The 24,992-nt window shown below is 34.7% G+C and carries 18 protein-coding genes; 11 read left to right on the top strand and 7 right to left on the bottom strand.

The genetic code is table 11. The annotated features are described in order from the left end of the window. Window positions 1-102: 102 nt before the first annotated feature. Window positions 103-1,302, bottom strand: a complete 1,200-nt coding sequence (locus IWX84_RS13330; protein ID WP_196851251.1) for an ABC transporter permease — start codon at window positions 1,300-1,302, stop codon at window positions 103-105. A gap of 3 nt (window positions 1,303-1,305) precedes the next feature. Next, complete coding sequence (gene rbfA / locus IWX84_RS13325) at window positions 1,306-1,698, bottom strand: 30S ribosome-binding factor RbfA (RefSeq protein ID WP_073352883.1); 393 nt, start codon at window positions 1,696-1,698, stop codon at window positions 1,306-1,308. A gap of 231 nt (window positions 1,699-1,929) precedes the next feature. Here rbfA and IWX84_RS13320 point away from each other — a divergent pair, with 231 nt between their 5' ends. The 5 genes from IWX84_RS13320 (at window position 1,930) to IWX84_RS13300 (ending at window position 11,787) form a co-directional block, all read left to right on the top strand. Continuing rightward, a complete protein-coding gene (locus IWX84_RS13320; RefSeq protein ID WP_196851250.1) occupies window positions 1,930-5,139 on the top strand; it encodes a UvrD-helicase domain-containing protein in 3,210 nt (1,069 codons plus the stop codon). 71 nt (window positions 5,140-5,210) lie between these two features. Beyond that, window positions 5,211-6,404, top strand: coding sequence for a glycine C-acetyltransferase (kbl, locus tag IWX84_RS13315; protein ID WP_196851249.1), 1,194 nt, complete (start codon window positions 5,211-5,213; stop codon window positions 6,402-6,404). 133 nt (window positions 6,405-6,537) lie between these two features. Beyond that, entirely contained in the window at window positions 6,538-7,971 is a 1,434-nt protein-coding gene (locus IWX84_RS13310; RefSeq protein WP_196851248.1) for an OmpA family protein, read from the top strand. Between the two features lie 64 nt (window positions 7,972-8,035). Beyond that, entirely contained in the window at window positions 8,036-10,813 is a 2,778-nt protein-coding gene (locus IWX84_RS13305; RefSeq protein ID WP_196851247.1) for a PD-(D/E)XK nuclease family protein, read from the top strand. Between the two features lie 302 nt (window positions 10,814-11,115). Continuing rightward, window positions 11,116-11,787, top strand: coding sequence for an ATP-binding cassette domain-containing protein (locus tag IWX84_RS13300; protein ID WP_196851246.1), 672 nt, complete (start codon window positions 11,116-11,118; stop codon window positions 11,785-11,787). On the opposite strand, the gene IWX84_RS13295 is transcribed toward IWX84_RS13300, so the two are convergent. Further along, window positions 11,784-12,566, bottom strand: coding sequence for an alpha/beta fold hydrolase (locus IWX84_RS13295; RefSeq protein ID WP_196851245.1), 783 nt, complete (start codon window positions 12,564-12,566; stop codon window positions 11,784-11,786). The genes IWX84_RS13300 and IWX84_RS13295 overlap by 4 nt on opposite strands. 397 nt (window positions 12,567-12,963) lie before the next feature. Next, a complete protein-coding gene (locus IWX84_RS13290; protein WP_196851244.1) occupies window positions 12,964-13,764 on the bottom strand; it encodes a TIGR00266 family protein in 801 nt (266 codons plus the stop codon). A gap of 194 nt (window positions 13,765-13,958) precedes the next feature. On the opposite strand from IWX84_RS13290, the gene IWX84_RS15470 reads away from it, so the two are divergent. Continuing rightward, window positions 13,959-14,090, top strand: coding sequence for a hypothetical protein (locus IWX84_RS15470; RefSeq protein ID WP_255549339.1), 132 nt, complete (start codon window positions 13,959-13,961; stop codon window positions 14,088-14,090). A gap of 37 nt (window positions 14,091-14,127) precedes the next feature. Here IWX84_RS15470 and IWX84_RS13285 read toward each other — a convergent pair whose 3' ends face one another. Continuing rightward, window positions 14,128-15,420 carry an aminopeptidase P family protein gene (locus tag IWX84_RS13285; protein ID WP_196851243.1) on the bottom strand — a complete coding sequence of 431 codons (1,293 nt, stop codon included), beginning with the start codon at window positions 15,418-15,420 and terminating at the stop codon, window positions 14,128-14,130. 431 nt (window positions 15,421-15,851) lie between these two features. On the opposite strand from IWX84_RS13285, the gene IWX84_RS13280 reads away from it, so the two are divergent. After that, window positions 15,852-16,592: a LytTR family DNA-binding domain-containing protein gene (locus IWX84_RS13280; protein WP_196851242.1), complete on the top strand. Its 741-nt coding sequence runs from the start codon at window positions 15,852-15,854 to the stop codon at window positions 16,590-16,592. Between the two features lie 101 nt (window positions 16,593-16,693). Further along, entirely contained in the window at window positions 16,694-17,251 is a 558-nt protein-coding gene (locus IWX84_RS13275; RefSeq protein ID WP_196851241.1) for a hypothetical protein, read from the top strand. 59 nt (window positions 17,252-17,310) lie between these two features. Here the strand turns inward: IWX84_RS13275 and aceA are convergent, their stop codons facing one another. Next, the gene (gene aceA, locus IWX84_RS13270) at window positions 17,311-18,591 is read right to left on the bottom strand and encodes an isocitrate lyase (RefSeq protein ID WP_196851240.1); all 1,281 of its coding nucleotides are present in this window, start codon (window positions 18,589-18,591) and stop codon (window positions 17,311-17,313) included. A gap of 37 nt (window positions 18,592-18,628) precedes the next feature. Beyond that, window positions 18,629-20,230: a malate synthase A gene (aceB, locus tag IWX84_RS13265; protein ID WP_196851239.1), complete on the bottom strand. Its 1,602-nt coding sequence runs from the start codon at window positions 20,228-20,230 to the stop codon at window positions 18,629-18,631. Window positions 20,231-20,349: 119 nt separating this feature from the next. On the opposite strand from aceB, the gene IWX84_RS13260 reads away from it, so the two are divergent. The 3 genes from IWX84_RS13260 to IWX84_RS13250 all read left to right on the top strand — a co-directional run bounded on the left by IWX84_RS13260 (window position 20,350) and on the right by IWX84_RS13250 (window position 24,986). Next, complete coding sequence (locus IWX84_RS13260; RefSeq protein ID WP_196851238.1) at window positions 20,350-21,831, top strand: helix-turn-helix domain-containing protein; 1,482 nt, start codon at window positions 20,350-20,352, stop codon at window positions 21,829-21,831. 476 nt (window positions 21,832-22,307) lie between these two features. Continuing rightward, window positions 22,308-22,973, top strand: a complete 666-nt coding sequence (locus IWX84_RS13255; RefSeq protein ID WP_196851237.1) for a succinate dehydrogenase cytochrome b subunit — start codon at window positions 22,308-22,310, stop codon at window positions 22,971-22,973. A 12-nt stretch (window positions 22,974-22,985) separates the two neighbouring features. Beyond that, window positions 22,986-24,986 carry a fumarate reductase/succinate dehydrogenase flavoprotein subunit gene (locus IWX84_RS13250; RefSeq protein ID WP_196851236.1) on the top strand — a complete coding sequence of 667 codons (2,001 nt, stop codon included), beginning with the start codon at window positions 22,986-22,988 and terminating at the stop codon, window positions 24,984-24,986. Window positions 24,987-24,992: the final 6 nt, after the last annotated feature.

The raw sequence follows: 24,992 nt of genomic DNA, 5'->3' as shown, positions 1-24,992 counted from the left end.
TAATACGAATTCCACTAATTTATAGTTGTTGATCTTATTAAAAAGAGCCGATAAATTTGAAGATTAATCTTTTTAAAAAACTAGCGAATTAGCGGTAAAAAACTATTCCAACAATTTTTTACTTACACGACTACTCGCAATAAGTGAAGCCACAAACCCAAGCGTAACGATGGTTGCCATAACAATTAGTACATTTTCTAAATTGAAAACTACAGGATAAGCCAGTGTCGGTGTTATCATAATAAGTTCAAATTGTTGTTGCAGTAACACAATTATAATTCCTAAAACCAGCCCGATAATCCCGCCAAAAACACTCAATAAAGTACCTTGAAGCAGGAATATTTTTCGCAAATCCTTGATTTCTGTTCCCAAATTAAAAAGAGTTTTTAGATTTCCTTTTTTGTCCAAAATCATCATAATTAAAGCGCCAATCAAGTTAAAAAGCGCCACAACAATGACCAAAGTAAATATTAAATACACGGCTATATTTTCAGTATTCAACATTTTATAGAGCGATTCATTAAGCTGAGCCCTATTTTTTACGGTAATTTTAGTATTGAAAATAGTTTGTAGTTGGCTGATAATAGCATTTTCATCCGCTCCCGGTTTCTCTTTTATTTCAATTCCGGAAATCTGATTGGTTTTGTATTCCAATAATTCTTGCGCTAAACCTAAATCGGCAAAAACATATTTTGAGTCTAAATCTTCGCTGATGGCATAAATACCAACAGGAATAATATCAGTTTTGTTAAAGGCTTGTTCTTGATTTTCGATGGTGCCTTTTCCTGGCTTTGGGACCAAAACTTCCAATTGATTATTAAAATCGAGTAAACCCATCGAAAACTTCTGGGCAATTCCATAACCAACAACCACTTGATACGTATCCGGTTTCAGCCACTGACCATTAAAAAGCTTTTTTTTAATTGCATTAACTTTACTGAAATTGGCATCAACACCTTTCAGATAAGTAACTTCTTGTTTTCCGTCAAAAGTAAATAAGACCCGTTCTTCAATTATTTTGGTATACGAAGCAAGACCATCAATTTTCTTAATTTGGCTTTCCTGAGTGGGAGAAATAAAAAATGATTTCCCTAAAGTGCTGCTTATTTTTAAATCCGGATCAATGTCATTGGTAAACGAAAGACTAAAAACTTTCAGTCCACTAAAAACGGATAAAACCACAAACAAAGCCATCGCCCCCACAATAATTCCCATGCTGGCAATGCGATTGATGATATTAATAGCGTTGTTTTTGCTGTTGCTAAGAATATAGCGTTTGGCTATGTAAAGAGGAAAATTCAAATTTTATTGAAATCTGCGTTTATCCAAAAGATCTCTGTTTTCTATAGGATTATCTCTGTTCGCTAAGGCATTGTCAATTTTTTCAATGTAATCTAAAGAGTCATCAATAAAGAAAACCAAATTAGGCACTTTTCTCAATTGCAAACGTACTCTTTGTGATAAATCATGTTTTATCGTTTTAGAATTCGACTTAACCGCCTCTAAAATCTCTTTTGCTTTATCCTGAGGAAAAACACTTAAATGCACCGTAGCCACAGATAAATCTGAAGTTACAACAACCTTGGATACCGAAATTATCAAATTACTAACTCCGTTTTTTCTCACTTCACCTTGCAGAATATCAACCAAATCTTTTTGGATCACCCCACCTATTTTTTTCTGTCTATTTGTTTCCATGCTGCAAAAATACTACTTTTAAGGTTTATCCCGAAGTTTCGGGACAAATTTTAAAAGTAACCTGTTAATAGTTCTGTTTTTAGGAGCTATTTCCTGCTGTTCACTATATCTTTCCTGCCGAAAACCGGCAAGAAAGGATGTCGTTTCCATCAGGGCTAGGAGATTTAGGAAATTAGAAAGCTAATCTTAAATCAGAAATCTAAAATCGTTAATCAGAAATCTAAAATCTAGATGCAAAGACCTTCCTTCTCCATATACGACGCATCAGCCGGTTCCGGAAAAACCTATGCATTAGTCAAAGAATATTTAAAAATTATTCTTGTTGCCAAGAAAAATGATGCCTATCGCAACATTCTCGCCATTACGTTTACCAACAAAGCGGTGCACGAAATGAAAAGCCGCATCGTAGGCAGTCTTTCTGAATTTGCCAAAGACGAGCCAAGCCCAAAATCACAGGCTTTAATGCAGGATTTGGTGGAGGGTAAAAGAAAAATAGACAATCCTGAGGAATGGAGCGAAGAGCCAATTGGGCTTTCTCTTATTGAAGTTAAAACCAAATCGCAACAAATCATCAAGCACATTATTCATAATTATGCCGCGTTTGATATTTCTACGATTGATAAATTCACGCATAAAGTCATTCGGGCGTTTGCTCATGATTTAGGTTTGCCCATGACTTTTGAAGTCACTTTAGATACCGAAAATTTGTTGGTTGAAGCCGTTGATGCCATTATAGCGCAAGCCGGAGAAGATGAAACATTGACAAAGTTGTTGATCGATTTTACGATGGAAAAAACCGATGATGACAAATCTTGGGATATTTCACGAGAGATTCTCGATACCGGTCGTTTGGTTCTCAATGAAAATAATAGAAACGAAATCACGCATTTTCAAGATAAATCCATAGCCGATTTTGTTGCAATAAAAGCAAAATTGGCTGAGGCTTGCAAAGTTTTGGAAAAAGAAAGTGTTGTTTTTGCGGAAGAAGCATTGGCGTTAATAGAAAAAAATGGAATTGATATTAAATCATTTTCGGCAGGACATTTCCCAAAACATTTGGTAAGCATTCAAGAAGGAAAATTCAATCCAAAAAACAAAACCTACCACGAATTTGATGATATAAAAATCAATAAAACCGCCAAAGATAGAGCAATTATTGAAAACATAATCCCGGAATTATTACAGATTTTGGACCGGATTTATAAAACTTTCGAAAAGCGAGATTTTTACAAAGCTTTCCTGAAAAACATTACGCCTTTGTCATTGTTGAATACGGTTAGTAATGAATTGGCAAAAATCCAAAGCGAGCAAAACGTACTTTCCATTTCCGAATTTAATGCAATAATTCACAGGGAAATTCAAAATCAACCTGCTCCTTTTATATATGAAAGATTAGGGGAACGTTACCGTCATTTTTTTATTGACGAATTTCAGGACACATCCGAAATGCAATGGCAAAACCTGATTCCGCTTATAGATAACGCCACATCTAGCGAAATTGATGGCGAAAAAGGAACTTTGATGATTGTGGGCGATCCAAAACAGTCCATTTATAGATGGCGTGGCGGGAAAGCAGAACAATTTATCGATTTGAGTAAAGATCAAAATCCGTTTAATAATCCGGAGAAAGTTCTGGAACATTTAGATAAAAACTATCGTTCGTATTCGCAGGTAATTGAATTCAACAATGACTTTTTTCAATTATTATCGAATGAATTCGAACATTTAGATTATAAAGATTTATATGCCAATCACAGCCACCAAAAGACAAACGATAAAACGGGCGGTTATGTGAATATTTCTTTCATCCCAAAAGTGGAGAAAATAGATGATAATCCCGAAGCTTCGGGAGAGGAAGAAGCCTTGGATAAAACGGAATTGTATGTTTTGGCGACATTAAATACGATTCAAAAAGTAATTCGGGAAGGTTTTGAATACAAAGACATCGTGATTTTGACCAGAAAACGAAGCCAGGGAATTGCGATTGCCAATTATTTGACAGAACAAAAAATTCCGCTTTTGTCATCAGAAACTTTGATGATACAAAACGCGACTGAAGTTCGACTGATTATTCATTTGCTGAAGTATTTAAAGAATAATTCGGATTTAGAGGCGAAAGCTAACTTTCTTCAATATTTGGCTCAAAACAGTCAGGATCAATTACCGGTTCATGATTTCATTGCTAAAGGAATGGAACAGAAGCAGGAAGCCGATTTCGAAAAATGGTTAATGAGTTTCAATGTCGAACTCTCATTTCAAAACATCAGGAAAAAATCATTGTATGAGGCTGTCGAGGTTATTATTTCAAAATTTCTAAATCCAAAAATAAGTAATGCCTACGTCCAATATTTCCTAGACATTGTTCTCGAACGAGACATTCGGAACCAAGCTGGAATTTCAGACTTCTTGAATTTTTGGGATAAAAATGCCGACAAATTCAGTATTCCTTCACCGGAAGGTAATAATGCAGTTCGGATTATGACGATTCACAAATCGAAAGGTTTGGAATTTCCGGTGGTTATTTTTCCTTTTGCAGAAGAAGATTATTCAAGAAAGCCAAAAGATAAGTTGTGGCTCAACGCCGAAGAACAGGATTTTGGTCTGCCCAAAGTTTTAATTGATAATAGCAGTGCCGTTGAAGGTTTTGGCGAGGAAGCATCGTTAGTTTACAATCAAAAAAAACAAGAGGAATTATTAGATAACATCAATGTTTTATACGTGGCTTTAACTCGTGCCGAAGAACAATTGTATGTAATTTCCAATATGAATTTGTCCCGAAAAGGAGAAATTCCTAAAAATAATATGTGTGCCTTTTTTATTAATTATTTGATAAATAAAGGACAATTTGACGAAAGTAAATTGGAATACGAAATTGGGAAATCCACAAAATTATCTATTGAAAAGAAGCATGTCGATACTTCCAAGACAATTCCTTTGGTTCTGGAAATTCTCAATCCAAAGAATATAAAAATTGCGCAGCGAGAAGCTTTAATGTGGGGAACGTATCAACAGGAAGCTATAGAATATGGGAATGTAGTTCACGAAATTTTGTCTTTTGTGAAAACGAAAAACGATGTGGATTTGGCCATTACAAAATCCATTGAAAGTGGATTGATCACTTTTAGTCAAAAAGAAACTGTTTATAAAAGCATTCAGGAAATTGTTAATCATAGTGAACTTTCAACTTATTTTTCTGAGGAAAATGAGGTTTTAAACGAACAAACCATAATCCAAAAGCAAGGGAAGACTATCAAGCCGGATAGAATGGTTTTGACTAAAGATAAAGAAGTGTTTTTATTGGATTATAAAACGGGAACGCACAATTCAAAATACCAATTACAACTCGAGAACTATCAAAGTGCAATTGAATTAATGGGATATAAAGTGGTAAAAAAAGCACTTGTGTATATAGGTTCAGCAATCGATGTAGTACATTTGTAACCGAAAAATATAAACTTTGAACTTTCATGTCTTTAGGGCAAGAACTTTAAAACTTAAACATTAATAAAATCATGTACGGAAAAATACAACAACATTTGCAATCAGAGCTTCAAACTATTGTAGATAACGGAATTTTCAAATCAGAAAGAATTATCACTTCACCACAAGGAGCCGAAATTACGATTTCTACGGGAGAGACCGTTTTAAATTTTTGTGCTAACAATTATCTTGGACTGTCCTCGCATCCAGAAGTGGTTCAAGCTGCTAAAGATGCATTGGATACGCATGGTTTCGGCATGTCATCAGTGCGTTTTATTTGTGGAACGCAGGATATCCATAAAACATTGGAAAAAAAGATTGCGGAATTTTACGGAACAGAGGACACGATTCTTTACGCAGCAGCTTTTGATGCAAATGGTGGGGTTTTTGAACCATTATTAGGAGAACAAGATTGTATTATTTCGGATAGTTTGAATCATGCTTCTATTATCGACGGCGTTCGGTTGTGTAAAGCTGCTCGTTATCGATATGAAAATAGCAACATGGAAGATTTAGAACAACAATTGATTAAGGCTACTGAAGCAGGAACTCGTTTTAAATTAATAGTTACAGATGGTGTTTTCTCTATGGATGGTTTAGTGGCGCCACTGGATAAAATTTGTGATTTAGCTGATAAATATGACGCTATGGTCATGGTTGACGAATGCCATGCCGCAGGATTTATAGGTGCAAATGGAAAAGGAACACTAGAAGCCAAAGGTGTAATGGGACGTGTAGATATTATTACTGGAACATTAGGGAAAGCTTTAGGCGGAGCGATGGGTGGTTATACGACAGCTAAAAAAGAAATTATTGAAATATTGCGTCAAAGATCAAGACCATATTTGTTTTCGAATTCTTTAGCGCCGGCCATTGTTGGAGCGTCTATAAAAGTTTTTGAGATATTAGAGAGAGACACTGTTTTGCGTGATAAATTAGAATGGAATACTAATTATTTCAAAGCAGGAATAAAAAAAGCAGGTTTTGACATTATTGACGGCGCCTCAGCAATCGTGCCAGTGATGCTATATGATGCTAAGTTATCGCAAACTATGGCAAATGAATTGTTGAAAAAAGGAATTTATGTAATTGGCTTCTTTTTTCCAGTAGTTCCAAAAGATAAAGCGAGAATTAGGGTTCAATTATCAGCGGCTCATACAACTGCTCATTTAGATAAGGCAATTAATGCCTTTACTGAAGTAGGCAGCATGTTAAAAATTATATAATTTTGAGTTGAAGTTATATAATTTCCACTTTTAAAGGTTTTTGTAGGTTTTTTTTAACATTTCGTTTTGTAAATATAAAATTACTCATTACTTTTGTTCGTAATTAACTAAATTTTAATTAAAAAAATCAAGTATGAAACATCTTAACAAACTTTTACTTGCTGTGATGATGGTGATGGGTTTAACCTCCCACGCACAAGACAGTAACAACCCATGGGCAATCTCTTTTGGAGTGAATGCCATTGACACTAGAACAAGTGCTGGTGGAGGACATGGATGGTTAGACCAACATTTTTCTCAGCCATTCGCTGTAAAAGACAATTGGAATATTCTTCCTTCTGTATCTTATCTTAGTGTATCTAGATACGTAGGACAAGGTTTCTCTTTTGGTCTTTCGGGATCAGTTAACAAAATTAAAAATTATGTAAAATTTGCTCCAAATGCTGTTGGTCACGATGCTAGAGGAATGGTAGTTTCTAAAATAGGTGACTTGATGTACTATGGTATAGATGGAACTATTAGATATAGTTTTATGGATTTGATAAAATCTAAAGTAATTGACCCGTCTCTTTCTGTAGGTGGTGGATATAATTTCTTTGGTGATAGTAGCTATGGAACAATTAATCCAGGTGCTGGGTTAACTTTGTGGTTTACTGAAAACATTGGTTTATCTCTTGCTACTCAATACAAAAAATCATTTGGAGATAGAGAAGATTCTTTTGGAACTCCGGATGCTCCTTCTTTTTTCCAACATACTGCTGGACTTACTTTCAAATTTGGAGGAAAAGACACAGATGGTGATGGAATTTATGACAAAGACGATGCTTGTCCAGAAGTTGCTGGTTTAAAACAATTTAACGGATGTCCTGACACTGACGGAGATGGTATTCAAGATAGTGCTGATGCTTGTCCAACAGAATTCGGATTAGCTGCATTAAACGGTTGTCCTGATAGAGACGGAGATGGAATTGCTGATAAAGATGATGATTGTCCAGATGTTGCTGGTTTAGCTGCTTTGAGAGGATGTCCAGATGCTGATGGCGATGGTGTTGCTGATAAAGATGACAAATGTCCTACAGTTGCAGGTCCTAAAGAAAACGCAGGTTGTCCTTGGCCAGATACTGATGGAGATGGTGTTTTAGACAAAGATGACAAATGTATCGATGTAAAAGGTACAGTTGCTAACCAAGGTTGTCCTGAAGTTTCTGAAGAAGTTATGATGAAATTAAATGAGTATAGTAGAACTATCTTGTTTGATTCTGGAAAATCTACTTTCAAAAAACAAACTTACCCAGTTTTACAATCAATCGTTTCAATCTTAAAAGAATATCCTTATTCAAGATTCTTAATTGAAGGTCATACTGATAGCGATGGTTCTAATGAAATGAATCAAACATTATCTGAAAACAGAGCGCATGCAGTTGAAAATTATTTAATTGAAAACGGAATCGCTGCTGACAGATTAAAACATACAGGTTTTGGTGAAACTAAACCAATTGACACTAATAAAACTGCTAAAGGAAAAGCACGTAATAGAAGAACTGAAATTTCTTTAATAAAAGAATAATTTTTTCTAAAATATTTCTAGAAAACGCCTCGATTTATCGAGGCGTTTTTTTTATTTTTATAAAATGACAAATACTTCTTTTTTAGATAAAATAGCCGCCGTTTTAATTGATGATTATTCAGATCGTTTATCCAATGTAATAGTTATTCTTCCAAATAAACGTGCCAAAATATTCCTAATCGAAGCGTTGAAGAATAAAGTTTCAACTAATATCCTTTCGCCCGAAATTATTAGTGTTGAAGATTTTATTCAAGATATTTCTGGTATCCGTTCGATTGACCCAATCGAATTATTGTTTGAATTTTATGAAGTGTACCTTTCAATCACTGAAAAATCAAACCAACAAACCTTTGAATTATTTGCCAATTGGGCAAAAACACTTTTGCAGGATTTTAATGAAATTGATCGCTATTTGTTAGATCCGTCTCATGTTTTGTCTTACTTGAAAGATATTGAAGACATAAAAAAATGGGGAATTGAAGTTGAAAACAAAACGCCATTATTGGAAAAATATATCGATTTTTGGAAATTACTACCCAATTATTATCAATCTTTATATACTCATTTATTGAATAAAGGAATCGGATATCAAGGCTTGATTTACCGAGAGGCAGTTAATAACTTAAATCATTTTACGAATTCTGTACAAGACAAACAATTTATTTTTGCGGGTTTCAATGCGTTGAATGCAGCCGAAGAAAAAATAATCCAGCATCTTATCGCCTCTGACCAAGCCAAGATATATTGGGACGTAGACCAAACCTTTCTAAACGACCCGTATCATGACGCAGGATTGTTCGTAAGACGTTTTAAGGAAAGTTGGAAACATTACAAATCAAATCCTTTTGAATGGATTGTAAATGATTTTTCGCACGCTAAAAACATTCATGTTATAGGTACGCCAAAGTCAATTGGTCAAGCTAAAATCAGCGGAAGCATTATAGAAAATATTATTAATGAATCCCGAAGCCTCGGGACTGATGCGTCATTAGATAAAGTAGCGGTTGTTCTGGGCGAGGAAAATTTATTGGTTCCACTTTTATATTCGTTACCATCAAGTGTAGGAGCTTTGAATATCACGATGGGATATTCCAGTAAGAATAATCCAGCTCAGATTTTGATTGCTAAATTGTTCAAGATGCACACGAATGCGTTGTCTAGAAATGCCAAAAGTTATGTTTTGTATTACAAAGATGTATTGGATATTTTGACACATCCTTTGGTAAAACCGTATGCCAAAACTAGTACACTTGTCCATGTCATCAATCAAAATAATTACACTTTTATTACACATCAGAAATTGATGGAATTGAATGTAATTCCAAGTGAATTATTTCTTTTGTTATTCCAAAAATGGGAAAATGGTTCGATTCCGGTATTAGAAACGATTTCTAAATTATTGCAAACTATAAAAAAAAATTTAAGTAACGATAACGAAGAAGAGAAAATTACGAAGGCTTTTGTTTTTGCTATTTTTAAAGTCATCAATAAACTGATAAATTATTATTCGAAACATGCGCATATTGATAAAATAGAAACACTATACGCCATTTATAAACAAGTAATTGATTTAGCTGAAGTTTCTTTTGAAGGAGAGCCTTTGAATGGTTTGCAGATTATGGGAGTTTTAGAAAGCCGTGTTCTCGATTTTGAAACTGTCATTGTGACTTCGATGAATGAAGGGAAATTTCCAGCGGGGAAATCACAAAATTCTTTTATTCCATATGATGTGAAAAAAGAATTGGGTCTGCCGACATTCAAAGAAAAAGATGCTATTTATACCTATCATTTTTATCATTTGTTACAACGCGCCAAAACCATTTATCTGATTTATAATACCGAAAGTGAAGGATTGGATGCGGGTGAAAAAAGCCGATTTATAACCCAACTCGAAGTCGAAAAGCAAAAAAATCATACGTTAACTCACGAAATTTACAATGCGGTGTTGCCTAATACGGCTTATCAACCGATGGTAATTCCAAAATCGGAATCGGTGATGGTTCGATTGCAAGAAATTGCCGAAAAGGGGTTTTCGCCATCGGCATTGACGAGTTATATCCGTAATCCGATTCAGTTTTATTTTCAAAAGATTTTGCGCATCAGCGAAGTCGAAGAAGTCGAGGAAAATATTGCCTTGAATACTCTGGGAACCATTATTCATGAAACATTGAAGGTTTTATACGAACCTTTCATCGGCAAATTTATTTTTGAAAAAGACATTGAAAATTGTTTCAAACAAATTGATGCCGAGGTGCTGAAACAATTCAAACTCGTTTACAAAGAAGGCGAAATCAAAAAGGGAAGAAATTTGTTGGCGTTTGAAGTGGCCAAGCGCAATGTTTCGAATTTTCTGAAAGTGGAACGCGAAAGCATTAAAAATGGTGACGCGATTAAAATTTTAGCTTTGGAACAAACTTTTGAACGCATTTTAAATCATCCTAATTTGCCTTTTCCGGTATTGATTAAAGGAAATGTAGATCGAATTGAAGAGCGCAACGGAATCATTCGAATTATTGATTATAAAACGGGAAAAGTGGAAAAAGCAAGTGTCACGCTGAAATCTTGGAACGGATTGACGGAAGACATTAAAAGTGATAAAATCATTCAAGTCTTGGCGTATGCATTTATGTACGAACAGGAAGCGAAAGGGAAGCCCATCGAAGCGGGAATTATCTCTTTTAAGAATCTAAAATCAGGATTTTTACCTTTTAATTTTAAAGAAGAAAAAGAAATGAATTCAATTATAAACGAGGTAGTTTTATCCAATTATTTGGAACAAATTGTTGTGTTATTGAGTGAAATTCTGAATGCGACTATTCCTTTTGAGGAAAAAGTAATATAAACAGAATTCCGCATCAGAAAATTAGCCAACATTTTTGAATTTTACAAAAGCACTTTGACCATTAACGTGTCAATAAGTGCTTTGGCGTGGGTTTTTGGTGGATTTGAAACTTTTAAATATGTGCTTATTATTTTTGGTTTCTTCATTAGTCTTTTGATAAAAGAAGTAAATTCCAAGAATGAATACCTGTTTTATTTCAACAATGGAATTTCAAAATTGAATTTATTGTTATTTAGCTTTCTAATGAATTTTATTTTTTCGATAATTTTGATTTTAGTCATTAACTTAACAGTTCAATTAGTATGACTAAAAGTATTTTAGAAGTTGACAGTGTTCAAAAACGGTATGACGGCAAAAGTATCGTGTCGGATGTGTATTTGAAATGTGAAACGGGGGATATTATTGGGGTTTTAGGCAGAAATGGTTCTGGAAAATCTACTTTGTTAAAAATTATTTTCGGAATTGTAGAGGCCGATTTTAAATTTGTTCGCGTGGATGCGGTTGTGAGATCTAAAACCAGCAAATTACTAAACCAAATCAGTTATTTGCCTCAAGATAATTTCATTCCGAATTCATTTTCGATAAAAAAAACGATTGCATTATCCATTACAAAAGATAAACTAGAGGAATTTCATGCGGATGAAATGATTCAATCGATGCTGAACAAAAAAATAAAGCATTTGTCCGGCGGAGAATTGCGCTATTTGGAAATCAAGTTAATCCTGAATAACGCGTCAAAATTCGTTTTGTTAGACGAACCTTACAACGGTTTGTCACCAATTATGATTGAAAAAATAAATGTATTAATCACAGAAATATCCATTGCAAAAGGCATTATCATCACGGATCATAATTATGAAAATGTAATTAAGGTCTCCACAAGACTGGCGTTGATGAAAGAAGGAAAAATGCATCACTTAAAAGGCAAAAGCGAATTGGTAGAAAAAGGATATTTGAAATCAGGAATGATTTAAATTCTTTTAAAAAATAATAGCAATACGTTCAATAATTCTTCTTTATTTTCAATGTGACTCATGTGTCCATCAGGAAACGTAACCAGTTCTACTTTGGTATTCTCTATTTGTTCCTTGGTTTCTTCATAGGGTAAAACAGGATCTTTCTCGCCTAGAATTAATATTTTTGGATAGGTCGTCAAATGCAATAAAACTTCACGGTCTTGGCGAATTTTCATTCCTTCCAGTGAGGCAACGATTCCTTGAAGAGGTGTTTTTAGCGCTTTGTTTTTCACATCTTCAATTTCAGCAACGAGTCTTTCGCGATTGTCTTCACTAAATAAATTAGCAATTGAAAGTGAAACAAAATTTATAAAGGATTGTTTCACCGCTTTAATAGCGCGATCTCGATTTATTTTACGTTCCTCGCTATCGGATTTTGCGGTTGAGTTGAGTAAAACCAATCCTTTGATATTTTTAGGATACAACTCGGCGAAAGCCAAAGCGACATAACCACCCATAGAATGCCCGACAAAAATAGCTTTACGGATGCGTAAATCAGCTAGTACGGCATGAACGGCATCCGCATGATCTTCCATAGAATGCACATAGCCCAAACATTCTGATTCGCCATGACCCAATAAATCAATAGTGATGACGCGGTTTTTTTTAGAAAATTCAGCAATGTAATTATCCCACATGCTTTGGTTTTCCAAAAAACCATGAAGTAAGACAATAGCAGTCCCTTTCCCAGTATCAGAATAAGAAATTTGGGTATTTTTGAATTGAGTGTTTTTCAAAATGGAAAATTAAGTTTTTGCAAAATTAGGGCTTTAATTTTTTTAAACCATATAAGTCCTATAAGTTGATAAAAGTTTTAGATTGCTGGAAAAAAAAGAGCTTCCATTTCTGAAAGCTGTAATTTATATTTCCTATCAGGTCTTTTTTTTTACTTGTAGGAATTTCGGAGCAGTAAACCGTTTTAAGCATAGAAATTATTGCAAAAAATTTTCATTCCATTTTTCATAACCTAAATTCAACATTTAGTTTGTCATTCCAATGAAGGAGGAATCTCATCAGACTGATTGCCTAACGGTGATTCGTCCTTCGACGGAATTTAGTAATGTGAAAACAAGTGAGATCTTTCCTTCGTCAGGATGACAATTTGTTGTTTAAACTTTGCAGGTCTAGAAAAATTTAAAATCTTCTATCTCCATCGAGCAAACTTCCTAATCCGCCCAGTAAACTGCCTTCGTCACGACTGCTTCCTCCCGCTTGTGGCGCAGAAGCAATAATTCGATTGGCGAGTCGGCTGAAAGGTAAGGATTGTATGTAAACGGTTCCGGGGCCGCGAAGTTTGGCATAAAATAATCCTTCGCCGCCAAAAATGGAATTCTTGATACCGCCGATAAACTCAATATCATAATCGACATCTTTGGTAAAACCTACAATACAACCGGTATCGACTTTTAGGATTTCGCCTACTGCTAATTCTTTTTTTGCCAATGTTCCTCCGGTATGTACAAAGGCCATTCCATCGCCTTCTATTTTTTGCATAATGAAACCTTCACCGCCTAATAAGCCACGACCGAGTTTTTTAGAGAATTCAATTCCAACGGAAACGCCTTTCGCAGCGCAAAGGAAAGAATCTTTCTGACAAATGAATTTTCCGCCAAATTGGGTTAAGTCAATTGGGATAATTTTTCCGGGATACGGAGCGGCAAATGAAACTTTACTTTTGGTATTGTTTTGATTGATAAATGCGGTCATGAAAAGGCTTTCTCCTGTCAGAACCCTTTTCCCGGCACTTAAAAGTTTGCCAAACAATCCGTTTTCCTGTCCGGATCCGTCTCCAAAAATGGTTTCCATTTGGATATTGTTATCCATCATCATAAAACTGCCCGCTTCGGCAATAACGATTTCCTGTGGATCCAATTCTATCTCTACATATTGCATTTCATCGCCATATATGTGGTAATCTATTTCGTGTGCTTGCATGATTTCTATGTTTTAAGTTTTTGTTTGAATTTTTTTAGCCATTAAGAAATTAAGTTTCATTAAGAATTTACACTTAATTTTTCTTAATGCCTTACTGGTTTTAATGTATCAATGACCATTAAATAAGTATGGTGATCACTTCTAAAGTTACAGTTTTATAATTGATTTAACATTTTAGTTCTTCTGAAAAAAAAATGTTGTCTATAGCCCTGATGGCAGTGATATCCTCTTGTGGAGTGGGAACGGAACAAGAGATAAAACGAACAGCAGGAGGGAACGTTGTTTTGAAAAGCGATAATTTCTGCTCCAAAAAAAAAACAGCCTAGATTGCTCTAGACTGCCTATTTTATAGCTTTTTAAATATTATGCGTTCATTAAATCTTCGATTTCCTCCACTTCAATAGGAATGTTGCGCATCATATTGAAGGGTTCGCCACTTTCTTTAACGATGATGTTGTCTTCCAAACGGATTCCGAAACCTTCGGCAGGTATATAAATTCCCGGCTCTACGGTGAAAACCATATTCGCTTGCATAGGTTCGGTCAGAATTCCGTAATCGTGCGTGTCCAATCCCATGTGGTGGGAAGTTCCGTGCATGAAGTATTTTTTATAGGCTGGCCAGTCTGGATTTTCGTTTTGCACATCGGCTTTGTCAATTAATCCCAAACCTAGCAACTCAGAAGTCATGATTTTCCCCACTTCAATATGGTATTGTTTCCAAAGTGTTCCCGGAGCAAGCATTTTAGTAGCTTCGTTTTTTACACGTAAAACAGCATTGTAAACTTCTTTTTGTCTGCCCGTAAATTTTCCTGAAACAGGAATGGTTCTAGACATATCACTGGAATAATTAGCATATTCGGCAGCAACATCAAGTAGAATCAAATCACCGGCTTGGCATTGTTGGTTGTTTTCGATGTAATGCAATACATTCGCATTATTTCCCGAAGCGATAATTGGCGTGTAGGCAAAACCTCTGGAACGGTTGCGAATGAATTCGTGAATCAACTCGGCTTCGATTTCGTATTCGGTTACGTTTGGTTTCACGAAAGGCAATATTCTTCTAAAACCGAGTTCGGTAATATCACATGCTTTTTGGATTAAATCCAACTCTTCGCTTTCTTTTACAGATCGCAAACGTTGCAATATCGGGTTGCTTTTTGCGACAGCATGAGCAGGATATTTCTCTTTCCACCATTTTACAAAGCGCGCTTCACGGGTTTCAGTTTCCACGGTTGCACGATAATGTTCATTGGTATTTATGTAGATTGTATCAGAATGAGTCATCATTTCGAACAAGATTTTTTCAAATTCCTGCAACCAGTAAACGGTTCTAATTCCTGAAACTTCAAATGCTCGGTCTTTCGTCAGTTTTTCGCCTTCCCAAATGGCAATGTGTTCGCTGGTTTCTTTCAGGAATAACATCTCTCTTTGGTGTTCGTACGGCGCATCAGGAAAAAGCAATAAGATGCTTTCTTCTTGATCAACTCCGCTTAAATAAAAGATGTCGCGGTGTTGTGCAAATGGCAAAGTGCTATCTGCAGAAACGGGGTAAATATCATTAGAATTAAAAATCGCAACACTTTTCGGCTTCATTTGAGCCTTGAATTTAGCACGATTTTTTATAAATAAGTCACGGTCAATTTGATGATATTTCATTTTAAAACGATTTTGGATGTTGAATCATCAAAAATACTAACTTTATAAATGAGATTAGCCTTTGTGTTGTTTTTTTTAAGATTTTAATATTGGGTCTAAGTATTCAGGTGATTTGTTTAAAATTGCTTGTTTTGGGTGTGTCCCGCAGAAAAAGCGGGTCGGACTTTCAGCTTTATCTTTTGCATTGCTCCGTTTGCAAAATGATATCGCCTCAAATGAAATTCACTGAACTCCAATTAAAATAAATTTAATGTGAAGTAATCCCTCACGCAATCGCGGTTTCATAAGTGCTTTTTTGTTTAATTAAAAAAATGTTTTTCAATTGTAGTATTTTGTATATTGTCATCTTTAATTAATCCTTTCGAAATTTTCCTTGAATTAATAATCACAGAATCGGATTTTATAGTTATTGCATATCTTCAGTTAACAACATGAAACAATTAAATCCATCAATCAAACATCATTTAATAGTTGGTATTCTTATTAGTTTGTGGATTTTTATTTTTGCCTTTATTATAAAACCTTTTGATGATGGGACTTTGAATTTTCGATCTTGGTTTTTAATAAGTTTTGGGTTTAGTTTGCTGGCATTTTTATGTTATGCTACTCTTACTGTCCTTCAAAAAAAGATTTATGAAAAAATGGCAAAGTGGAATATTGGCTTAGAGGTAGTAAGTATTGTCTTTTTTTATTTAATTTATTTCATTGGGGTTTATGCCTATTATAAAAGTCCAATTTTAAAAGGAGGATACAGACTTACAGAGTTCTTTTCAATAATATTTATCAAAGTTGCTTTGATTTTAACTCCTGTAGTGATTCTGGCAAGAAGATATTTAATTAAACTGATTCCTGTAAAAGATGATATTTTAATTATTAGAGGAGAAAATCGATTAGATGATTTAAAAATCAAAAAAACAGAATTGGTTTGTATCTCTAATGCTCAAAATTATGTCGAGATTTTTTATACTGAAAACGGAAAACTGCATTCGAAAATAATTCGTTCTTCACTCAAAAAAATTCAGAAAGATTTTAATTTTTTGCTTCAAGTACATCGTTCGCATTTGATAAATCCATTGCATTTTAAATCATGGAAAAATCAAAATACGGTTGCTCTTACCCAAATCGATCTTCCGGTTTCTAAAAATTATAAAGAAAGTTTATTGTTGTTGTAGTTTTCGTACCTAAAAGGTTATATTTTATACCTAAGCCCTAAACATTGGCGTTTCGAGAAGTTTTTCATTTTAGTTTTGTTTCCTCAATTTTGAAATTAATTATGAAAACAAAACAATTTTGCGCCCTTGGTTTATTATTTTTCATTGTAAGTTATTTGCTGTTTTCTAAAGTTTTTCCTCCTCTCCAAAAACCAATCGATTTTGCGCATTGGTTTAATTTAATTGGAGCTTGTTTGTTATTGTCATTTAATGATGTCTTTCCAAAGAACAAATTGAGTTTTGTTGCTTCTTTTGTAACAACTTTGGGAGTTATTGCACATGTTGGACTTTGTGCTATCGACTTTATAATGTGGAGTTTTGGACCAGATGACCTCGCTAGATCCCAATTAAGTAATCATATCAGTAATACGCCATCTATTTTTTATCCTTTTGTTGCTGTTGGGCCGTCTTTGCTTTTTATGGGTTTGTCAATACATGCGTTAAATTTTATTAAAACTCGTACTAAAAGTTCTTTGATGGTTATTCTTGGTGCACCCGCAATAGGATTTTCGTTTTTTATATTGAAAAATGGAGTTTATATGTTTCTGAGTTGTATGATTTTTGTTTTAGGATTGGGTTTGTTGCTTTATAGAAAAGAAAGTTCAAAAGTGATGGTATAAAAAAACCGAAGCAATTAAACTTCGGTTTTCTTCATTCCTTAATAGAAGTAGTTAAAAATTTAAAACTGTGCTACTTCTGTAGAATCTTTCATAGCGGTTGTAGAAGATTTTCCTGTTGTAACGGTATTTTGAACTGCATCAAAATAAGATGTTCCCACAAAACCTTGATGTTTTACGGCTTTGAAACCGTGTTTTTGTAAAGCAAATTCTCTTTCCTGTAATTCAGAATAACCGGCCATTCCTCTTTCTTTATACGCTTTTGACAATTCGAACATGCTGGTGTTTAAGGCATGGAATCCAGCTAATGTGATGAATTGAAATTTGTATCCCATTGCAGCCAAATCTTCTCTGAACGTTTCCATTTCGGCAACAGATAATTTTGCAGCCCAGTTGAAAGATGGCGAGCAGTTATACGCTAACATTTTACCCGGGAATTCTTTGTGAATCGCGTCGGCAAATTGTTTGGCGTAAGCCAAATCAGGGTTGCTGGTTTCCATCCAGATCAAATCAGCATAAGGTGCGTAGCTTAATCCTCTGTCGATTCCTTGTTCTACTCCACAATTCACATAGAAAAAACCTTCTCCTGTTTTCTCACCTGTAATGAATTTTGCATCTCTTGGGTCGATGTCGCTTGTCAATAAATTTGCCGCATCAGCATCGGTGCGGGCTACAATCAAGGTTGGAGTTCCCATAACATCTGCTGCTAATCTTGCTGCAATCAGTTTGTTGATTGCTTCTTGAGTAGGAACTAATACTTTTCCGCCTAAGTGACCGCATTTTTTTGCAGAACTCAATTGGTCTTCAAAGTGAACGCCAGCAGCACCCGCTTCAATCATGGATTTCATTAATTCAAAAGCATTTAAATTTCCTCCAAAACCTGCTTCGGCATCGGCAACGATAGGAACTAAATATTGTTTTTTATCAGTTGTACCGTTTACAACTTGTATTTGGTCTGCACGTAAAAGTGCATTATTGATTCGTTTTACTACCAACGGAACACTGTTGGCAGGATATAAAGATTGATCAGGATACATTTCGCCGGCAACATTTGCGTCAGCGGCAACTTGCCATCCGCTCAAATAAATAGCGTCTAAGCCTGCTTCAACTTCTTGAATTGCTTGATTGCCTGTTAATGCACCAAGTCCAGCTACAAAATCTTGAGAATTAAGTTTGTTCCATAGGTTATTAGCTCCAATTTTTGCGACGCTGTGCTCTATGATGTAAGACCCTTGTAATTTGATAACTTCCTCAGCAGTATAAGGGCGTTCTACTCCTTTCCATCTTGGGTTAGTGATCCAGTCTGCAACTAATTCTTGAATTCTTGTTTCTGTTGTTTTCATTTTTCTGCGTTTTTATGGTTGTTTGTTAATAGATTTTTTAGATGTATTTATATCCTAGGATTGTCAAAAATTCGATGAAATTGTCATTTACAACAAGTATGTCTAGCAGTTGTTCCGCCAATCTGTATTTTTGTTTTTCATGATTTTCATCTCCAACAATTTTTCTTATTTTTTCAAATTCTTCCATTGCCATTCGGTGGTAGTATTTCTCGTTTAATACTTTTTGATTGTCTAATACCACTTCATTTTTAAGCCACTGCCACAATTGTGATCTTGATATTTCGGCAGTAGCGGCATCTTCCATAAGATGGTGTAAGGCCGCAGCACCTTGTCCGTTTAGCCAGGAAGCGATATACAAAACAGAAATGCTAATGTTTTTTCTAACGCCCTCTTCGGTGATTGTTCCTTTTGGAGTTTCTAACAAATCTTTTTCGGTAACCTGTAAATCTGCTCTTTTTATATGAATTTGATTTTCCGTTGGCATGTGTTTGTCGAAAATTTTCATGGCTAATGAAACCAAATCCGGATGCGCTACCCAAGTCCCGTCGTGACCATTTTTAACTTCACGTTCTTTGTCGGCTATTACTTTGTTGAAAGCAATTGCGTTAGCTTCGTCGTCATTTTTTATCGGAATTTGAGCGGCCATTCCGCCTATAGCATGTATGTTTCTTTTATGACATCTTTGAATAACCAGTTGTGAATAAGCGCTCATGAAAGGTGAAGTCATAGTCACTTGATCTCTATTTGGAACAATAAATGCTGGATTGTTTCTTAATTTTTTGATGTATGAAAAAATGTAATCCCATCTGCCGCAATTAAGACCAACGATGTGATCCTTCAATTCAAAAATGATTTCATCCAATTGGAAACTGGCCGTTATGGTTTCAATTAAAACGGTCGCTTTGAATGTTCCGTTTGGTACTCCCAAATATTCCTGTGTAAATTCAAAAACTTCATTCCACCATCTTGCTTCTAAATAATGTTCCAATTTTGGAATATAAAAATAAGGCGCCGTTCCATCTTCTATCAATTGCTTGTAATTGTGAAAAGCGTACAAGCCAAAATCAATGAGTGATGCTGAAGTTTGTTGACCATCAATCAGAATGTTCTTTTCTGGTAAATGCAATCCTCGAGGTCGAACTATTAATACTGCCGTTTTTTCGTTTAGACTGTATTTTTTATTTTTTTTAGTGTCTTCTAAAGCGATTGTTCTGTTTACGGCATCTTTCAAGTTTTGTTGCCCGCTAATCAAGTTACTCCAGGTTGGTGAAGTACTGTCTTCAAAATCTGCCATGAAAGTTTTTGCCCCCGAATTAAGTGCATTAATAACCATTTTTCTATCAACAGGACCGGTTATTTCGACTCTTCTGTCTAATAAATCTTTTGGAGTTTTTCCAGCTTGCCAATTGCTTGCTCTAATGCTTTTTGTTTCGGCAGGAAAACTTGGTAATGCTCCTTGGTCAAACAAGACTTGTTGTTTTTTTCTGTCTTCTAATAACAAAAGTCTTTTGTCATTAAATTTTTGGTGCAAGTCTGTTAAAAAATCAATTGCCTCATCCGTCAATATTTCTGGATAATGGCCATTTGTTTCAGTTGAAAACTGTAACATTTTTTCTGTTGTTTCGGTTTGATGTATCATGGTTAATTCGTTTTACATGACAATAGTACAAAAAGTTTTTTACAAAACAAGCGAACGTACGCTAAAAATGTAAAAAATATTTTTTTGACGTTTTTGTTTTTTAGCGTATCTTTGATTTTATGAACATAGAAAAGGATTATATAAAGTTGATTTTTGGGCTCAAGCTCAAGCAGGCTCGTACAAACAAGAACTTGTCGTTATTTGGTTTAGCTAAGATTACCGACCTTTCAAAATCGTACTTAAACGAAATCGAAAAAGGAAAAAAATATCCTAAAACAGATAAGATTATTCTTCTGTCTGAAAAATTGGATGTTTCATACGACCATATGGTTTCTTTAAAACTGGATAATAATTTGGCGCCTATCGGTGAAATTTTAAAATCAGGGATTTTAAAGGAGATTCCTTTGGAAATTTTCGGGATTCAGGAAAATGATCTTATTGATATCATTGCGAATGCTCCCGCGAAAGTAAATGCGTTCATAAGCACCATTATTGAAATTGCCCAGCATTATAATTTAACTCGGGAAAGTTTTTTCTTGGCTGCTTTACGTTCTTATCAAGAAGCGCATAATAATTATTTTGAAGATTTGGAACAAAAAGTATTGCAGTTTTCGAAAGCCTTTCATATAAATATTGACACTAAAATTTCAATTGAAGAATTATCTGCTATACTAATTGAGGAATATGGTTATACCATTCAGGAACTCGTTTTTTCGGAACAAGAACAATTGGGGGATTTAAGATCGATTTTTGTTCCAAAAAGCAAGACTTTGTTGCTTTCATTAGATATTGATGAGCCTCAAAAAGCATTTATTTTGGCCAAAGAAATTGCTTATAATTACCTTGAAATAACCGAAAGACTGTATACTTTTAGTTGGATAAAATTTGATAATTTCGACCAGGTTCTTAATAATTTCTATGCTTCGTATTTTGCCGGAGCATTACTTATTCCTAGACAACAACTGATTGATGAGTTGAATTTATTCTTAATGAAAACAGATCCAAAACCACAGGAAATGATTCAGTTGATGGGTAAATTCAATGTTTCACCGGAATCTTTTTATCAAAGATTGACTAATATCTTACCAAAAGATTTTCAATTAAAGAATCTATTTTTTCTGCGATTGTCTCATAAAATTGGTGCTGATACTTATCAAATTAAAAAGGAACTGCATATTACGAATCAGCAAGAGCCCCATGCTAATGAAATGAATGAGCATTATTGCCGAAGATGGGTTTCAATCAAGACGATAGAGAATGCAATGAAACAAAATAAAAGTCACTTTTTTGACGCGCAAATTTCGCGTTATGACAATAGTAGTAATGAGTATTTAGTCTTTTCTTCAGCAACATTGGATCCGTTCAAAAAAGATTGTTTAAGAAGTATTTCGGTGGGAATATTGATCACTCCGAGTGTGAAGAAAAAATTCAAGTTCATTGATAATAAATCCATCCAAAAACAAATTGTGGGCGTAACTTGTGAAACGTGTGCGGTTAAAAATTGCCTAGAAAGAGCATCTCCACCAATTCAGTTAGAGCAGAAAACCCGAAATGAAAATACAGATTTAATAGTGCAACAATACATGACTAAATTCAGTTAATTTGTTTGCTTCTATTCAATTTGGAAGATGTTTAGGCCTTTTTTTGGGTTTTCCAATTTTAATGTTTTTAGCTTAATCAGACTTTTTGTTGAAAAATGCATTTTCGTATTCCAATTTCTTGTTACTTTTTTAAATGTTTTGCTTGCAAATGGTGTTAAAAAATCACAATCTTTTAAAAATGTAAAGGATTTTTTTTGAACTATTTTATGGATTTAAAAATAGATAACATTCAAAATTATGGATTCGATAATTTGATTCTAATTATTGGTGAAATTCATAAAAATGGAATCCTCAGTTTTTCGCATTTGTTCAATTGAATCACTATGGTTTGGCGCGGTACGCTGCAGTTTCAGAAGCTCTTTTAATGGGTTGTGTTTAACACTTTAAAATCATTATAAATAACAGCGAAAAGGTTGTAGTTCTTTACTATTTGCTTTATTTTTGTAGCATTTTTAAAAACAATTTATATAAATCTTATGGCAAAATCTGCATTATTGAAATCGTCAATAGCAAAAAAAGTAGCTATGGCACTTTCAGGACTTTTTTTGATGTTGTTTCTAGCACAGCACTTTTTTATCAATATGACATCGGTTTTCAGTGCCGATACTTTTAATTCAATATCCCATTTTATGGGAAATAACCCTTTAGTTCAATTCGTTATTCAGCCAATTTTAATTATAGGGGTTGTTTTTCACTTTATTATGGGTTTTGTTCTAGATTTTCAAAACCGAGCTGCCAGACCAATTTCTTACGCAAAGAACAACGGCGCGGCTAATTCTTCTTGGGCTTCAAGAAATATGATTATTTCTGGTTCAGTTGTTTTGGCATTTCTTGCATTGCACTTTTACGATTTTTGGTTCCCAGAAATGGTTTATAAATATGTTGATGTTAATCCATTGGAGCCAACAAGATATTTTCATGAATTAGCTGAAAAATTCGAAAGTCCAGTACGTACAGGATTGTATTCTTTGTCATTCCTTTTATTGTCATTGCACTTGTGGCATGGTTTCAATTCTTCTTTTCAATCAGTAGGATTCAATAACAAATATTCAAAATCTTTGCATACATTAGGATATGCTTTTGCAATTGTAGTTCCTTTTGGTTTCATTTTCATTGCATTATTTCATCATTTTAATCATTAATATTAAATTATAATGGCATTAGATTCAAAAATTCCTAGTGGTTCAATTTCGGACAAATGGACAAATTATAAAGATCATATTAATTTAGTAAACCCTGCTAACAAACGTAATTTAGATATTATTGTAGTTGGTACAGGTCTAGCTGGAGGTTCTGCTGCTGCTACATTAGCAGAATTAGGATATAACGTAAAAGCATTTTGCTTTCAAGATTCACCGCGTCGTGCGCACTCTATTGCTGCTCAAGGTGGAATCAACGCTGCAAAAAATTATCAAGGTGATGGAGATTCAACCTTCCGTTTATTTTATGATACTGTAAAAGGGGGAGATTATCGTGCGCGTGAAGCAAACGTACATCGTCTTGCGGAGGTTTCTACAAATATTATTGACCAGTGTGTGGCTCAAGGTGTTCCTTTCGCTCGTGAATATGGGGGGTTATTGGACAACCGTTCTTTTGGAGGTACATTAGTTTCAAGAACTTTTTATGCAAAAGGACAAACTGGACAACAATTATTATTAGGTGCGTATTCAGCAATGAATCGCCAGATTGGTCGTGGAAAAATTAAAATGCACAACCGTCACGAGATGCTGGATTTAGTAATCGTAAACGGAAAAGCAAGAGGAATTATAGCGCGTAACTTGATTACTGGAGAAATAGAAAGACATTCGGCTCATGCAGTTGTTATTGCTTCTGGAGGATACGGAAACGTATTTTTCCTTTCGACTAACGCGATGGGAAGTAATGTTACTGCGGCTTGGAAAATTCATAAAAGAGGGGCGTATTTTGCAAATCCTTGTTATACACAAATTCACCCAACTTGTATTCCGGTTTCTGGAGATCACCAAGCGAAATTGACATTGATGTCTGAATCGTTGCGTAATGATGGGCGTATTTGGGTTCCTGCAAAGTTAGAAGATGCTAAAGCAATTCGTGAAGGAAAATTAAAACCAACCCAAATTGCGGAAGCTGACAGAGATTATTATTTAGAAAGAAGATATCCAGCTTTTGGAAATTTAGTGCCTAGAGATATTGCTTCTCGTGCAGCTAAAGAAAGATGTGATGCTGGTTTTGGAGTAAATAAAACAGGAGAAGCTGTTTATTTAGATTTCGCTGCAGCTATCCAAAGATATGGAGTTGACCAGGCAAGACTAAAGCATTTAGACGAAAAAGACGCTGCTTTAGTTATAAAATTAGGAACGGAAGTAGTTGCCAATAAATACGGTAACTTGTTTCAAATGTATGAGAAAATCGTTGATGAAAATCCATACGCAACACCTATGATGATTTATCCTGCGGTACATTATACCATGGGAGGAACTTGGGTTGATTATAACTTACAAACTACGATTCCGGGATGTTTCTCTATTGGAGAATCTAACTTTTCTGATCACGGAGCAAATAGATTGGGAGCTTCTGCACTGATGCAAGGTTTGGCAGATGGTTATTTTGTATTGCCTTACACCATTGGAGATTATTTGGCACCAGATATTAAAATGGGTACTATCTCTACTGATTCTCCAGAATTTGAACAAGCAGAGAAAAATGTTACGCAACAGATTGAAGCTTTAATGAATAACGGAGGTTCTAAACCAGCAGATTATTTCCATAAAAAATTAGGAAAAATCATGTGGGATAAAGTTGGAATGGCGCGTAATGCTAAAGGGTTAACGGAAGCACAAAGCGAAATTGCAGCAATTAGAGAAGAGTTTTATAAAGAAGTGAAAATTCCTGGAACAGCGGATAGTTTTAATCCTGAGCTGGCTAAAGCACTTCGTATTGCAGATTTTCTTGAATTAGGAGAGTTGTTTGCCAAAGATGCATTGCATAGAAACGAATCATGTGGAGGTCACTTCCGTGAAGAATATCAAACACCCGAGGGAGAAGCACAACGTGATGACGAAAACTTTGCGTACGTTGCAGCATGGGAATACAAAGGTAATCCTAGCGATGCAGTGTTGCACAAAGAAGAATTGATATTCGAAAACGTTAAACTAGTTCAAAGAAGTTATAAATAGAATTTA

The sequence above is a fragment of the Flavobacterium sp. CG_9.10 genome (genome assembly GCF_015752245.1).
Taxonomy (GTDB): domain Bacteria; phylum Bacteroidota; class Bacteroidia; order Flavobacteriales; family Flavobacteriaceae; genus Flavobacterium.
The sequence above is the reverse complement of the archived record's forward strand: the minus strand, read 5'-3'. Positions and strand labels throughout refer to the sequence as shown.